The 13854-nt window shown below is 67.2% G+C and carries 11 protein-coding genes and 1 pseudogene; 9 read left to right on the forward strand and 3 right to left on the reverse strand.

Annotated elements, in window-relative coordinates; all coding sequences use genetic code 11:
* Nucleotides 1-14 precede the first annotated feature (14 nt).
* Nucleotides 15-1691, forward strand: a complete 1677-nt coding sequence (locus tag ABIB25_RS00890) for an ABC transporter substrate-binding protein (RefSeq protein ID WP_354526516.1) — start codon at nucleotides 15-17, stop codon at nucleotides 1689-1691.
* Here the strand turns inward: ABIB25_RS00890 and ABIB25_RS00895 are convergent.
* A complete protein-coding gene (locus ABIB25_RS00895; RefSeq protein WP_354526517.1) occupies nucleotides 1658-3007 on the reverse strand; it encodes an alpha/beta hydrolase in 1350 nt (449 codons plus the stop codon). The genes ABIB25_RS00890 and ABIB25_RS00895 overlap by 34 nt on opposite strands.
* A 78-nt stretch (nucleotides 3008-3085) precedes the next feature.
* Here ABIB25_RS00895 and ABIB25_RS00900 point away from each other — a divergent pair, with 78 nt between their 5' ends.
* The 3 genes from ABIB25_RS00900 to ABIB25_RS00910 all read left to right on the forward strand — a co-directional run bounded on the left by ABIB25_RS00900 (nucleotide 3086) and on the right by ABIB25_RS00910 (nucleotide 7228).
* Nucleotides 3086-4570: a serine hydrolase domain-containing protein gene (locus ABIB25_RS00900; protein ID WP_354526518.1), complete on the forward strand. Its 1485-nt coding sequence runs from the start codon at nucleotides 3086-3088 to the stop codon at nucleotides 4568-4570.
* Nucleotides 4571-4573: 3 nt separating this feature from the next.
* The gene (locus ABIB25_RS00905) at nucleotides 4574-5470 is read left to right on the forward strand and encodes a GNAT family N-acetyltransferase (protein WP_354526519.1); all 897 of its coding nucleotides are present in this window, start codon (nucleotides 4574-4576) and stop codon (nucleotides 5468-5470) included.
* A gap of 96 nt (nucleotides 5471-5566) precedes the next feature.
* Nucleotides 5567-7228: a helix-turn-helix domain-containing protein gene (locus ABIB25_RS00910; RefSeq protein ID WP_354526520.1), complete on the forward strand. Its 1662-nt coding sequence runs from the start codon at nucleotides 5567-5569 to the stop codon at nucleotides 7226-7228.
* A gap of 21 nt (nucleotides 7229-7249) precedes the next feature.
* Here ABIB25_RS00910 and ABIB25_RS00915 read toward each other — a convergent pair whose 3' ends face one another.
* A complete protein-coding gene (locus tag ABIB25_RS00915) occupies nucleotides 7250-8092 on the reverse strand; it encodes a M55 family metallopeptidase (RefSeq protein ID WP_354526521.1) in 843 nt (280 codons plus the stop codon).
* 231 nt (nucleotides 8093-8323) lie between these two features.
* Here ABIB25_RS00915 and ABIB25_RS00920 point away from each other — a divergent pair, with 231 nt between their 5' ends.
* Nucleotides 8324-10057 (forward strand): serine hydrolase, encoded by a 1734-nt coding sequence (locus ABIB25_RS00920; RefSeq protein WP_354526522.1) that lies wholly within the window; start codon nucleotides 8324-8326, stop codon nucleotides 10055-10057.
* Between the two features lie 169 nt (nucleotides 10058-10226).
* Nucleotides 10227-10610 carry a hypothetical protein gene (locus tag ABIB25_RS00925; RefSeq protein WP_354526523.1) on the forward strand — a complete coding sequence of 128 codons (384 nt, stop codon included), beginning with the start codon at nucleotides 10227-10229 and terminating at the stop codon, nucleotides 10608-10610.
* Here ABIB25_RS00925 and ABIB25_RS00930 read toward each other — a convergent pair.
* Nucleotides 10596-11051, reverse strand: a complete 456-nt coding sequence (locus tag ABIB25_RS00930) for a hypothetical protein (protein ID WP_354526524.1) — start codon at nucleotides 11049-11051, stop codon at nucleotides 10596-10598. The two genes, ABIB25_RS00925 and ABIB25_RS00930, sit on opposite strands and share 15 nt — an antisense overlap.
* A gap of 275 nt (nucleotides 11052-11326) precedes the next feature.
* Between ABIB25_RS00930 and ABIB25_RS00935 the strand changes: the two are divergent.
* The 3 genes and pseudogenes from ABIB25_RS00935 to ABIB25_RS00945 all read left to right on the forward strand — a co-directional run.
* Nucleotides 11327-11404 (forward strand): annotated as a pseudogene (locus ABIB25_RS00935) (MerR family DNA-binding transcriptional regulator); the annotation flags it as partial.
* Nucleotides 11405-11602: 198 nt separating this feature from the next.
* Nucleotides 11603-11878, forward strand: a complete 276-nt coding sequence (locus ABIB25_RS00940; RefSeq protein WP_354526967.1) for a muconolactone Delta-isomerase family protein — start codon at nucleotides 11603-11605, stop codon at nucleotides 11876-11878.
* Nucleotides 11879-12114: 236 nt separating this feature from the next.
* The gene (locus ABIB25_RS00945) at nucleotides 12115-13818 is read left to right on the forward strand and encodes an ABC transporter substrate-binding protein (RefSeq protein ID WP_354526525.1); all 1704 of its coding nucleotides are present in this window, start codon (nucleotides 12115-12117) and stop codon (nucleotides 13816-13818) included.
* Nucleotides 13819-13854: the final 36 nt, after the last annotated feature.

Here is a 13854-nt window from a genome sequence, read left to right on the forward strand (position 1 = left end):
CTGGAGGAATCTTGATGCGTGCTCACTACCTGGCGGTCGGCATGGCCGCGGGCCTTCTCACGATGGCAGCATGCACCTCCGCTTCGTCCGGCGGGCAGGGCTCGTCCAGCACCTCCGCTCCGTCCGGTCCGCAGGGTTCGCCTGCTGCCTCCGGTCCGGCCGGCCTGCCGGGCTCGTCCGTCAGCTCCGGACCCCCGGCCGGTGACCTGGTCAGCGGCGGCAGCATCACGGTCGCCGTGGCGTCGGACCCCATCAACCTCGATCCGAGCGTGACCCTGGACTCCGGCTCGCTGCAGTTCCACTACATGGCCTACGACACGCTGCTGAGTCTTTCGCCCCAGGGCAAGCTCGTCCCGAACCTGGCTACCGCGTGGAGCACCAAGGGCAACAGCTACGTCTTCACGATCAAGCCGGGCGTCACGTGCTCGGACGCGACGGCGATGAATGCCAAGGTGATCGGCGAGAACATCTCCTACACGCTGGATCCCAAGAACAAGTCGCCGATGCTCGGCTACACGGTGCCGGCCGACACGAAGGTCACCGCCGACGTCGCCGCGAACACGGTCACCCTGACGGCGCCGACGCACGACGCGTTCTTCCTGAATCACATCGCGAACCTGTTCATGATCTGCCAGAAGGGCCTGGACAACCGAGGTCTGCTCAAGACCCAGACCTTCGGCTCCGGACCCTACGTGCTCGGTGATCGTGTCCCGAAGTCGCATTACACCTACTCGGTGCGCACCGGCTATACCTGGGGCCCCGACGGCACGAAGACCGATGTGCCTGGCCAGCCGGCGAAGGTGAACTTCCAGATCGTCGCCAGCGAGACCACCGTCGCGAACCTGCTGCTGAACAAGCAGGTCAACATCGGATTCGTGAAAGGTCCGGACCGGGCCCGACTCACCGCCGCCAAGCTCTTCAACCAGGTGGCCACGGTTCCGCAGGGCGAATTCTTCTTCAATCAGAAGTCGGGGTCGATCATCAGCGACCTGCAGGTGCGAAAAGCGTTGATGATGGCCGTCGACATGGATCAGTTGCGCAACGTCTTCTCGCAGGGCAACGGCGCGGCACCCACCTCGTTCCTGGGCTTCGGCCCGACCCCGTGCCCCAACGCCGGAGCCGTCGCCAAGAACTCTCCGCAGCATGATGTGGCGGCGGCCAAGGCGCTGCTCGATACCGACGGATGGATCGTCGGAAGCGACGGGCTCCGCAGCAAGGCCGGGAAACCCCTGTCCCTGACGCTGATCTACGACACGGCGACCCAGCCCCAGGCGGCCGCATCGGAGTTCGCGGTGGATCAGTGGAAGGCGATCGGCGTGCAGGTGAAGCCGGTCGCGACCGATGTCATCAACGACGGGCTGTTCGGCAGCCATCCGTGGGACATGGCATGGCAGGGAGTGGGTCCGGCTGATCCGGCGACGTTGGTCCAGTTCTTCAGCGGGAAGACGCCGCCGGCCGGCAACAACTTCGGGAGTACCAACAATCCGGCGTACGTCAAGCTGACGGATGCGGCTCAGAAAATGGACGGCGCCGCCGGTTGCGACCTGTGGAACCAGGCCGAGGCCAGCCTGCTCTCCAATGTGGACACGCTGCCGTTCTCGTTCGAGAAAGACCCGACGTGGGGCAACGGTGTGCAGTTCGAGAGCACGGTCTACTCCTACTTCCCGACCTCGTTGCGCCAGACGAAGTGAGCTGCGCCAAAGAGCGCGATCATCCCCATCGGTAGGGTTCGTCGCCAGTTGTCGAAGTCATGGGCGCCGGCCTGCTCCAGATAGCCGGCGACGTCATAGCCCCTGTCCACCAATACATCACGAAAATGGCGGTTGGCCGACAGTTGCGTCACCTCGGCGGCGAAAGGCAAGGATTGGTTCTCCAGGATTCCGACGTCGAGCCAGTGGCGGATCGGTTTGACGGGCACCGATTCGTACTGGCGGATCAGCCACTCCGGTTGGTCGTCGCGACCCAGCGACAGATCGGACGGATCGGCGTCGACCGCGCGTTTCCCCCACCACATCGACGCCGACATGGACAGCACGTTGCCGAACACGTCCGGCCGGAGGAAGGCCAGCCAGTTGGCGGCCAGGGCCCCGTAGCTGAATCCACCGACCGCGACCCTGGCCGGGTCAGTAGAGAGACCGAAGTCCCTGCGCAGCAACGGGAGAAGCTCATCGGCGACGAAGGCCGCCATGGCCGGGTTGCACGGCAGTTCCTGCGAACGGGAGAATGCGGAAGCGTTGCCGACGAGGATCGCGACGAAGGGCGGGGTATGGCCCCCGGTGACCAGGTTGTCGAAGATCAGGTCTGCGCGGAAGGTGTCGGAGGCATAGTCCTCGCCGTCGAAGAGGACGACGGTGTGGTGATTGTCAAAGGTCGCGTCGTGGCCCGGCGGCGTCCAGATGGTGACGGTACGAGTATTTCCGAGGACTTCGGAATGGACGGTCCGGTCGTGCAGGAGACCTCGCTCCGCGACCGGGGTGTGCCACGGGTAGGCGGGGGTGTCGGGCAGCACCAGCAGCGGGTCCCACTTGTCTTTTCTCGGTCCGTCGCCGTTCGGTTCGCATTCGGCCAGATAGACCGCGGGAAATCGCCGGACCGGGTTGAACGGGTCGGCGAACGAAGCCTGGTAGCGGCCGAAGATATAGGTGCGCAGTGCATCGGCGCTGTGCAACTCGGCGACGTCGTCGTTGTGGAATTGAATCGGCGTGTCCAGGTACTGATAGGTCGTGGTCACGTCCGAGCGCGCCTGCGCCTCGACCCACCAGACGTCGCCCGTATGCGGTGCCAAGGCCATCCCGACCGGCACCGTCTCGTCGTCGAACAGCGCGCACAACACGTACGGCCGGCTGGTTCTCCCGATGACGACGAACGTGACGAGGACCTGATCAGTGCCCCCGATGCGCTGGACCAGCGGTCCCGCAGCGGCGGTCAGCGCCTGCTCGAGTTCGGCCCGAGCCCGGACCGGATGCTCGGCGACCGACGCCAGGAATCGTCCCAACACCTCGTTCATCACTTCGCGTCCCTCCGCGGTCCGGTGTACGCCATCGGATTCGCAACAGCCTAGGCCGTCGCGCTGCACCATCGGATTGTGCCGAACGACCACGGGATCGGCCGCGCTTCGTCGTGGCGCCCGACGACAGCCGACCGTGTCGGTGCCACCGTTGGGCAGGTGGAACACGCCGAGCTTCAAGACCAGGATGCACTGCGCCGGCACGGCATCGACGAGATGCACTGGCAGCATCGTCTTGCCGAACTCGCTCCGCGTCACGGGGTGCCGGGCGCGTCGCTGGGAATCATGCGGACCACCGATTCCGGCGTGCAGGTCGCGCAGGCCGCCTGCGGGGTGCTCAATGTCGCCACCGGGGTGGACGTCACGCCGGATTCGCTGTTCCAACTCGGGTCGATCACCAAGGTGTGGACCACGTCTCTGGTGATGCAGCTGGTGGACCAGGGACTGGTGAGTCTGGACGCGCCAGTGCACGAGGTGCTCCCGGAACTGCGGCTCGCCGATCCGCGCGCCACCGCCCTCGTGACGGTGCGACATCTCCTCACCCACACCAGCGGGATCGACGGCGACATCTTCACCGACACCGGCCGGGGTGACGATGCATTGCAACGATTCGTGCAGGAACTGGGTTCGGCGGCCCAGCTGCATCGCCCCGGATCGGCGTGGTCCTACTCCAACGCCGGCTTCTGCCTCGCCGGGCGTCTGGTGGAGGTCCTCACCGGAGGGTCCTTCGAACGGGCACTGCGAGAGCGACTGCTGGAGCCCCTCGGTCTTTCGCACACCGTCATGCTGCCGGAGGATGCCCTGCTGCACCGCGCCGCGGTGGGCCACTTCGGCCGGGGCGCCGAAGGAGCGAAGCCATCAGCGGTGTGGGGTCTGCCTCGCGCCATCGGACCGGCCGGCCTGATCTGTGCTGACACCCTGGACGTGCTGACCTGGGCGCTGGCCGTCGCTCCGCTGCAGGGCGGGACCACCACCGTGCTGTCCGCAGACAGCATCGACGCGATGGCCGCCGAGCAGGTCGTGCTGCCCGAGTGGCTGGGCGAGCCGGACAGCTGGGGTCTGGGCTGGGCCCGCTCGAACTGGTCCGGCCACCGCGTCGTCGGACACAGCGGTCAGACCATCGGTCAGGCGGCGAGACTGCAGGTCAGCGCAGATCACGGGCTGGCCGTGGTGCTGCTCACCAACGGCGGCAACACCGCGGATCTCTGCGGCGACCTGTACGACGAGATCTTTGATGCACTCGCGGATATCGCCCGACCGCAGCCGCCGCCTCCTGGTATCGCGGCGCACCGCTACGCGGCCTGGATCGGCACCTACGAACGGGCCAGCCTGCGCATCGACATCGGGCTGCGAGACGGCCTCCTGACCTTGACCCAGACCGAGGACAGCCCGTTCGTCGGAGCGAACGAGGCCACGACCTCCCTGGAGATGCGTCAGGTCGGTGACGACCGCTTCGTCGTTCGCGAGCCGGGAACGTCGTCCTATCGCCCGGTGCTGTTCGCCGACCTCGACGGGGCGCCGGCCCTCTACTTCGCCCTTCGTGCGTTTCCCAAGGTCGCGTGAGGCGTGGCCGGGCCGGGCACCGAGCAGCGCGTGGACGGGGCGGCCGCCATCGTGGCCGAGGCCCGGCAGGCCGCGGCGGCCGTGGCCGCCGCCTCCGGTGTGGTGATGCGGGAGTTGACCTCGATCCAGGAGTTCGAGGACATCAACCTGCTGCTGAGCACCATCTGGGGGTCACCGCCCTCTCGACCCCACCTCAGTGCGGAGCTCCTGCGAGCCCTCAGCCACGCCGGCAACTACGTCGTCGGCGCCTACGACGGGTCTGCCCTGGTCGGAGCGGGAATCGGATTCTGCGGACCGCCGGCGACCCACACGCTGCACAGCCACATCGTCGGCGTGGCGACCTCAGCGCAGCGCCGCAACGTGGGTTTCAGCCTGAAACTGCATCAACGAAACTGGGCGCTCGAGCGTGACCTCACGACCATCGCCTGGACGTTCGACCCGCTGATCCGCCGCAATGCGCATTTCAATCTCGCCAAGTTGGCGGGATCCGCAGTCGCCTACCTACCGGACTTCTACGGCCAGATGCGTGACGGGATCAACCTCGGGCAGGACTCGGACCGCATCCTCGTGCATTGGGATCTTCTCGCCCCGACTGTCGCCGAGGCCTGTCGTGGTCGAGGGATCAGCTCGAAAGCCCTTGCTCTGCTGCAGGTGGGCGCTGACTTCTCTCTCGCAATCAGCCTCGACGGCGAGCCGGAGCCCGTTGCCCCGCTCACCCCGACGGTGCTGATCGTCGTTCCCCAGGACATCGAGGAACTGCGCCTGCGGCATCCCGAGATGGGTGCTCGATGGCGGACGATGCTGCGGCGGGCGCTCGTCGACGCATTCGAGAGCGGGGCGAGGATCGTCGGCTTCGACAGGCGCGGTTGGTACGTCCTGCAAGGGGCGCCGCTCCGGTAGCGCGTCCATCGATCCGTCGGTCCGCTGTTACCTTTGCAGGAAGGCAGGATCACCGGGGCGCAGCCCTGCGGATACGTTCGGGGAGTGCGACTTTCGATGGACAGTGACCGCCCGCGCGTCGATTTGGCACGAGTGCTCGCGGATCTCGGCTCCACGCTGCTGGAAGTCGTGCGCGGCGACCTGTCCACCCGGATCGAGATCGACGGCGTCGCGATCTACGACGCCCACGACGAACTGGTTCTGCCGTCGGGTGCCATCGTGCTCGGCGTCGGACTGCACGACGTCCACTCCATCGCCTCGGCTCTCGTCGAGCTCGGTGCGGACGGTGCGCAGGCGCTGGTGGTCCGATCGCCCGTCGTGCGCGACGAGCAGCTCGTGCGGGCCGTCGACGAGTCGGGCGTTGCGCTGCTGGCGCTGACGCGGGGTGCGTCGTGGACGCAGTTGGCCGCTGTGCTGCGAACGCTGCTCGTCGAGGACAACGTCGGTCGCGACGGGAGCTCGACTGATGTTCTCTCCGCAGATCTGTTCACGCTGGCGAACGCGGTGGCGGCCCTGGTCGATGCTCCGGTGACGATCGAGGACCGCAGTTCGCATGTGCTCGCCTTCTCCGGGCGGCAGGACGAAGCCGATGCCGACCGGATCCAGACAATCCTGGGGCGTCAGGTGCCGGAGCAGAACACCCGGGCCCTCACCGAGCTCGGAGTGTTCGAGGCGCTCTACAAGAGCAACGTTCCGGTGTACGTGGAGTCGGTCCCCACCCGCTCTGGCGAAATCTCCCTGCCGCGCGCTGCGATCGCGGTACGCGCCGGAGACGAGGTGCTCGGCTCGATCTGGGCAGCGGTCCGGGAACCGCTCAGTGCAGCACGCAGCGAGGCATTCGAAGAGGCCGCGAAGCTGGTGGCGCTGCACCTGCTTCGCCTGCGGGCGGGTGCAGACGTCGACCGCCGCCTGCGGGCCGACCTGGTGAGCACTGCCATCGAGGGTGGACGCGGTGCGGCGCAGGCGCTGACCCGGCTGGGTCTGGCCGGTCGGCACGCGGCGGTGCTGGCGCTGGGCTTTCGGTGTGCCGGTCCGGACGACGGCCAGGTCCACGATGCCGGAGCCGTCGCGGAACGCCATCGCGTCGCCGACGCCTTCGCCCTGCACCTGAGTGGGAGCCAGGCGGGGTCGGCCGCAACCCTGGTCGGCGACGTCGTCTACGGCATCCTGCCGGTGCGGGATACCTGGAGCGACGCCGAGGCCCGCGTCATCCGCGTCGCCGAGGCGTTCCTGATGCGCATCGGTGATCGGCACGCGGCAGCCATCGGCATCGGCGAGGTGATCACCGACCTGAGCGGCCTGGCGGCGTCCAGGAGCAGCGCCGACCGGGCCCTGCGGGTACTGCTCTCGCACGGTCGGGTGGGTGACGTCGCAACCGCCTCCGGCGTCCAGATCGATGCACTGCTGCTGGACCTGGCGGACCTGGTGGCGGTGCGGGGCGAGAAACCGTCCGGGCCCATCGCACGACTGATCGCCTACGACGCCGAACACCAGGGTCATCTCGTCGAGACCCTGCGCGCCTGGCTGGACACATTTGGCGACGTGATTGCTGCTGCCGTCCAACTCTACGTACACCCCAACACATTTCGCTACCGGGTACGACGGGTGGTCGAGGTCGGGCAGATCGACCTGAACAACTCGCAGGAGCGCTTCGCCGCCATGGTGCAGCTGCGGTTGATGGTGGTCGACGGGCCTCGCGGCCCGCACGTGAACCTGTAGCGCCCGGACGCCTCATCGGGACTAGATCCGGTTGATCAACGCGATTCGTGCCCTGAGCGCGACCAGGGCGAGCTGCCCGGCCACCGCGATGAAGCCGAGGGCCTCGCGCGGTGAGTCGAAGCTGCCGCGCAGTGTCAGGTCGCCTATCCGCTCGATCGTCGGCATGAGTGCCCCCAGTTCGGCTGCCGACGGATTGGGCATGTCGATCTCGAGAACCAGTCCTGCCGGAGCTTCTACCGGCGGGTACGTGCCGGACGTGACGGCGTCCAGCGCAGCCTGCCGGATGGCCTCCCGGGCGACGGTGGGAGACAGGCTGTCCGCGGCGCTGAAGCCATGGGCGGTCTTGACCGCCACGGTGTGCACCCCGCTGAAGCGGATCCGCGCGATGTCGCAGATCAGGTCGTCCCCGGTGAGCAGGCCGATCGGTACACCGACCGCGGCGGCCTGCAGGGCATTGAGTTCCGCCTCCGACACGGGGGCACCGTTGAGTCGAACGCCTCCGAACGTGCTGGAGTAGGAATGAGCCAGCACACCGGGCGCGCCGGCCGGAGCGTGATAGCCGAGGAAGAAGGCCACATCGAAATCGCTCGACAGCCCTTCGCACATGCAGTCGACCTTGGGGGTCCCGAAGACGAGTCGTGCCCGGGGGTCCAGATCCTCGTGCAGCAGGTTGTCCATGGTGCCGTGGCTGTCGTTGACGGTGACGGCATCGGCGCCCCCGTCGAACGCGCCGATGATCGCGGCGTTGGTCTCCGCCGTCATCAGCTGCTGGGCGCGGGCATACCCATGGCCGCCGCGGGTCACCTGATCGAGGGTCGCGATGCCCGCAATGCCTTCCATGTCCACCGAGATGTACACGCGCATACCCACTCCAATGCTCGAACGACCGAATGGTCACTCTACGGTCGGGCCGCCGGACGGACCTCGTGGCGACGGCTGGATCGTCGGGCGTGGTTCGTCGTCGGCGACGAACCGTCGCAGCGGTCGAGCGGAACCGTCCCGATCCGGCGAATCTGTCCGACGCCACCGGAACCCACCTGTCGATTGGTGTCGCAGGCTGACGCCGTCCGTGCTTGCGCGACCTAGGTTGGGCACGTGGCGACGAACATCTCCGGTGGCCTGCGAGAACTTCTCGAGTCCGAGCGAGCGATGTGCGATGTCCCCGGAGTGGCCGTTGCCATTCTCCGGCCGGACAGTGCACCGGAGTTCCTGTCGTTCGGGTCCCGTGATCTGGCCGGCCAAGATCCGGTGACGGAACGGACGCTCTTCTCGATAGCGTCGTGCACCAAGTCGTTCACGGCCGCGGCGGTGGCGAGCTATGTCGACGAGGGCCTGCTCGAATGGGACAGGCCGGTGCGGGACTACCTCCCGGGCTTTCGCCTGTGGGACCCGGTGGCGACCGAACAGCTGACGCTGCGGGACATGCTCTCGCACCGCTCCGGCCTCCCGCGGCACGACCTGCTCTGCCACGGCGACACGCAGGTCGATCGCGGCGCGGTGGTCCGGGCGATGCGGCACCTGCAGCCGAACCAGGGCTTCCGGAACGCCTGGCAGTACAACAATCTGATGTACGTCGCCGCCGGATGGGTGCTGGAGCAGGTCACCGGCACGACCTGGGAGAAGGCAGTGCAGGACCGGCTTCTCAGCCCGGCGGAGATGGCTGCGACATTTCCGGCCTCCGCGGACACACCGAAGAGCGCGGACTTCACGGAGGGTTTCGCACGGCGGCGGGGGCAGGTGCAGTCCATCCGCCACGACCCCGACGACGTCCGGGCGCCGGCCGGGGGCATCATCTCCTGTACCGCGGACCTCGCACGCTGGTTGCAGGCCAACCTCGACGCCGAGCGTTCCAACGGTGCCACGATCCTCTCGCCGGCCCAGTTCGCCCAGATCCACCGACCCGTAATCCCGGTGACCCCACCGGCAGTGGAGTGGCCGGAGATCACCAAGGTCGGGTACGCCCTCGGCTGGGAGGTGATCGTCTACCGCGGTCACCGACTCCTCCAGCACACGGGCAACGTGGACGGATTCAGCTCGGCGATCTGCTTCGCTCCCGATGACGGCTTCGCCGTCGCAACACTGACGAATCTGAGCATCACCCCACTGCGCGACATCGTGCCCCATCTGGTGCTGGACGAACTGTTCGGAGCCGAGCCGGCGCCGTGGGGAACGCGGTTCCGAGATTTCTACGATGCGGCACTGACCGGCGAGCTCCAGGCGGCCGACCGACGTCACGAGACCGCCGGCACCTCGGCCTGGCCCAGGCCCCTGACCAACTACCAGGGCGTTTACGACCATCCGGCCTATGGCTCCGTCAGGGTCGGCGTGGCGCGCGGGGATCTGACGGTGGCCTTGCGGAGCATCGACCTGCAGGTTCGTCACCTGCACCAGGAAGCGTTCGAACTGCGCAACGACTTCCCGGAGATGTCCATCTGGGCCCGATTCGATTCTGACATGGAAGGTCACATCAGCTCGCTGGCCCTGTTGCTGGAGCCGGCCGTGGAACCGATCGTCTTCACCCGCCGCGCGCAGGGCCCGGCCGGTCCGGAGTTGGCCGGGCTGGCCGGCAGCTACCTCCGCGGGCCGTTGACGGCCGTCCTCCGACTGGGTGACGATTCGACCTTGCGGCTCCAGTTCGCCCGGCAGCCGGCCGTGAAGCTGGTCCACCGCCGTCATCTCGTCTTCGTGATCGAGGGCAGCCAGAATTCGACGGTGGAGTTCGTCGTGGATCACGTCGGGTCATCAACGCGACTGATCCTCTGGCCGTTCGGCGACTTCCTGCGGGTAGAAGCAGACGGGCCGGTGGGTGTGATCGATCGTGAGCATTGACAAGGCGTCCGGACCAGCCGTGGTTGCTGCGTTGGTGGCCCGAGTGCCGCAGATGGCGAACAACCCGCCCGAGGAGAGTCGCGTGCGAATCGGTGAACGCGCGAGCCTCCCGAACCGCCTGATCATCCGACAGGTGGACCAGGGAATGTCACCCGATACTGGAGATCCGATGGCCGGCACCGAACGAACTGAGAACACCACCGTTCCGGTCGGGGTCATCTCCGGATTGGCCGGGGGCGCGCTCGCCGCTTTTCCACGCTCCGTGGGCCCGCTGATCGGCCTGCGCAACCCGCTGCACTGCCGCGTGATCGGCCTGCTGGATCTGGCTCTGGTGCCGGGATTGCTGTGGGGTAGGCCGCGCGGGCCCTGGCTCATGGCCCGCGCGGCCGTCAACCTGCCGATGGCGGCGTTCGCCCTGAGCCAGGCAAGGGGGACCCACAGCGTCCGGAACGCGCGGATCTTCTTGGCAGCAATGGCTCTCGCCACGATCGACGACGTCCGTTCCCTGCGAGCGATCCGGTGCTGGCCCGGAGACCGATCAGTCGGCCGTTGAGTGGAAGGACCGAAACCCCAGGGCGACGACGACTGTCCCGGTGATCAGCACCACCACCGACCCCAGCGGTCTGGTTGAACCATCGGCAAGGCGGCCGCGGCACTGGCCCCAGAGGACCAGGAAGGCGAAGACTGCACCGGTCGCGTGCGTGAGACCGAGCCCGCCGACGCCGACGACCAGGGCGACGCAGACGGCGGGAGTAACTGCGGTGCTGCGGGAATCGAGGTGACGACCGACGGCAGCAACCCCATCAGCCCAGCTCCGCCGTACGCCGCGAGAGCCGCCACCAGGAAGGTACCGGAAATGTGGGCCGACCGGACGATCCGGTCCTGGCCGGCCACCACCACCAGGGTGGGCACCGCGACGGTCGGCGCCGGTGGACAGGCCGGCGGCGACGACCGAGTCGGCGAGATCGTCGATCGACACACGCCGGCTGGGCATCGGCGTCGGTCCTGAGCCGGGGTTGTAGGGTCCGACAAAACGGTGTGCGTCATGCCCGGCGGCGATGAGGCCGGCGAAGTTCTCTCTTACACCGCCCCGGCACCGTGGGCCATCGCGATGGTGGGTCCATCGCCCACGTCGACGTGCACGTTCATGGTCAGGGTGTCCGAGACGGAGATCATCGGGCGACCGTAAGCGTTGACACCGGTGTCAAGGTCAAGACCGCGGTGGGATACGAGCCCGACGGGCAGAAGCGCCTGGGAAAGGATGCACCCATGTTGATCGGAGAGCTCGCCGAGCGGGCAAGCACGTCCGCTCGTGCGGTGCGCTACTACGAGCAGCAGGGCCTGCTGGAATCCGAATGGTCCGGAAATCGAACTCTGTCCTTCGGTGGTGGCGGCGATGCGCGACACGCTGGATCGGATCGAAGGGCAGCTCACCTCGCTGGGCGGCCAACGTGAAGCCGTGTCGGAACTTCTGCGGCATCCGTCCTGACGCGGCGGGCCGCCCCAATCCAGAATCCCCACACCGAAGGAGCTTTCGTGCAGTTCATGGTGTTGAGTCGACGTCTTGCCGAGTCCTTCCCGCCCGAGGAATTCGACAAGATCATCCCCGCGGAGACCGCCCGGGTTCGTCAGCTGTATGCCGACGGGGTCGTTCGACAGATCTGGCTGCGGGGCGATGCCGCGGGCGCCTGCTTCCTGATCGAGGCCGCTGACCTTGAGGTCGCCCAGCAGACGGTGGACGAGTTGCCGATGGCCCGCTCGGGACTCTCGGAATTCACCGTCATCCCGCTGACTCCCTATCGGGGATTCGGTCCGACCTGATCTGATGTCCCCCTTCGGTGGAGATGGTCAGGATCTGATGGGTTGCTCCGGTCGCGATCGCGACGACCGACGGGACCAGCGAGCCGCAGTAGTGGGTCCCATGAGAAAAGTGCTTTACGTAAACTTATTGACATCTGCACGTAACCTGCGGTTCCCTCGATGGAGCACCGCACGACACCGGCGTCTTCGGCGTCGTCCATTCACGGGTTTCCCAGCAGTCCCAGCAGGAGGACCGAGTGACGTCGATCGATTCCGGGCTCCGCCAGTTCGACCCGCTGTCGCCCCAGCGCCCATCGACCGGTCGCCGGGCGCCCGAGCCGCGGTCGCGAGAGCCGCTGTCGCGAAGACGGACGATCGGCCCGAGATGGCCGGCATCGGCGGCGTTCGTCATCGGCGCGGCCCTGTGCGTAGTACTCGCCGCCTGCGGAGGCGGAAAGCCCGCCGGCGCAGGTGCTTCCGTGTCCGGAGCGCCTGCCTCCCCATCGTCGGTCGGCGACACCCTCACGGTCGCAGCGCAGGCGCCGGCCACGAGCATCAACCCCGGGACGGTGGACACCGCTTTCATCCTGTACACCGCACTGGCCTACGAGCCGTTGATCTACCGCGACTCCGATGGCAATCTCCAGCCGGCGCTCGCGTCGGCGTGGAAGTACGTCGGCACGGGCAACACCCAACTGGATCTGACCATCCGGCAGGGCGTCAGATTCACCGACGGCACCGACGTGACCCCGCAGGCGGTGCAGAAGTCGCTGGAGTACATGAAGAGCGCGGGCGGCAACCAGGCCCAGGCATTGGCCTCGATCCAGTCGATCGTCGTTGCGGGGCAGACGGTGTCGATCAAGCTGTCGCAGCCCAATCCGATGCTGCCTGACATGCTGACCCAGTCGTACGGGATCGGCCAGGTGATCGGACCCAAGGGGCTGGCCAACCCGAAATCGCTGAACCTCACCAGCGTCACCGATGGTGCCGGTGCCTACGTGTACGACCCGTCTGCCAGCGTGGCCGGCGACCACTACGTCTATACCGCCAACCCGGGCTACTACGACAAGGCCCGGCAGCATTACAAGAAGGTCGTCATCCGGGTCATCGCCAACCCGCAGGCCGCCCTGAACGCGGTGACCACCAAGCAGGTCGACGTGGTCGTCGGTGACTTCACCACGGTGAAACAGGCGAAGTCGGCCGGTCTGCAGATCGCCCAGGTCGCGTTCGTCTGGGACGGACTGAACCTCATCGACCGGGACGGAACGGTGAGCAAGCCCCTCGGTGATGTCCGGGTCCGGCAGGCGATCAACTACGGCATCGACCGCCAGGCAGTCACTTCAGCGCTGCTGGGTCAATATGGCGTTGCCACCAGCCAGGTCTCGGTACAGGGATCGGACGGCTACTCTGCGGACGCGGCGTCCCGCTACCCCTACGACCCGGCGAAGGCCAAGTCCCTGCTGGCCGCCGCCGGGTATCCGAACGGAATCGACCTGCCGGTGCTGTCGGTCCATTTCGCCGGCCTCGACACCATGACCGGCGCCCTCACCGCCCAGCTGGCCAAGGTGGGCATCCGCCTCGACGTGACGACCGTCAGCGACGCCAATTCCTACATCGGTGGGGTAACCGGCCGTCAGTACCCGGTGGTGGCCGTCGGCTACGGCGCACAGCCGATGTACCTGATGGGACAGGGACTGTTCCTGCCCGCGGCGAAGGTCTTCAACGGGTTCGGCACGAAGTCGCCGGAACTGAGCAAGCTCTACACCGACGCGGCGGCCGCCGACGCCACCGCACGTCCGGCTCTGAACGAGAAGATCCAGGACTACCTGGTCGACAACGCCTGGTTCGCACCGGTGGCGTTCACCCCGGTCTTCTACTACGCACGAACGGATCTCGGCGGCCTGAAGGTCGGTGCGAAGGCCCCGGTGACAAGTGCACTCGACTGGTACGACACCAAGTAGTCCAACGCATCACGGACGCCGCCCGGCAATCGGCCG

It is taken from the genome of Nakamurella sp. UYEF19 (assembly GCF_040546275.1).
Classification (GTDB): domain Bacteria; phylum Actinomycetota; class Actinomycetes; order Mycobacteriales; family Nakamurellaceae; genus Nakamurella.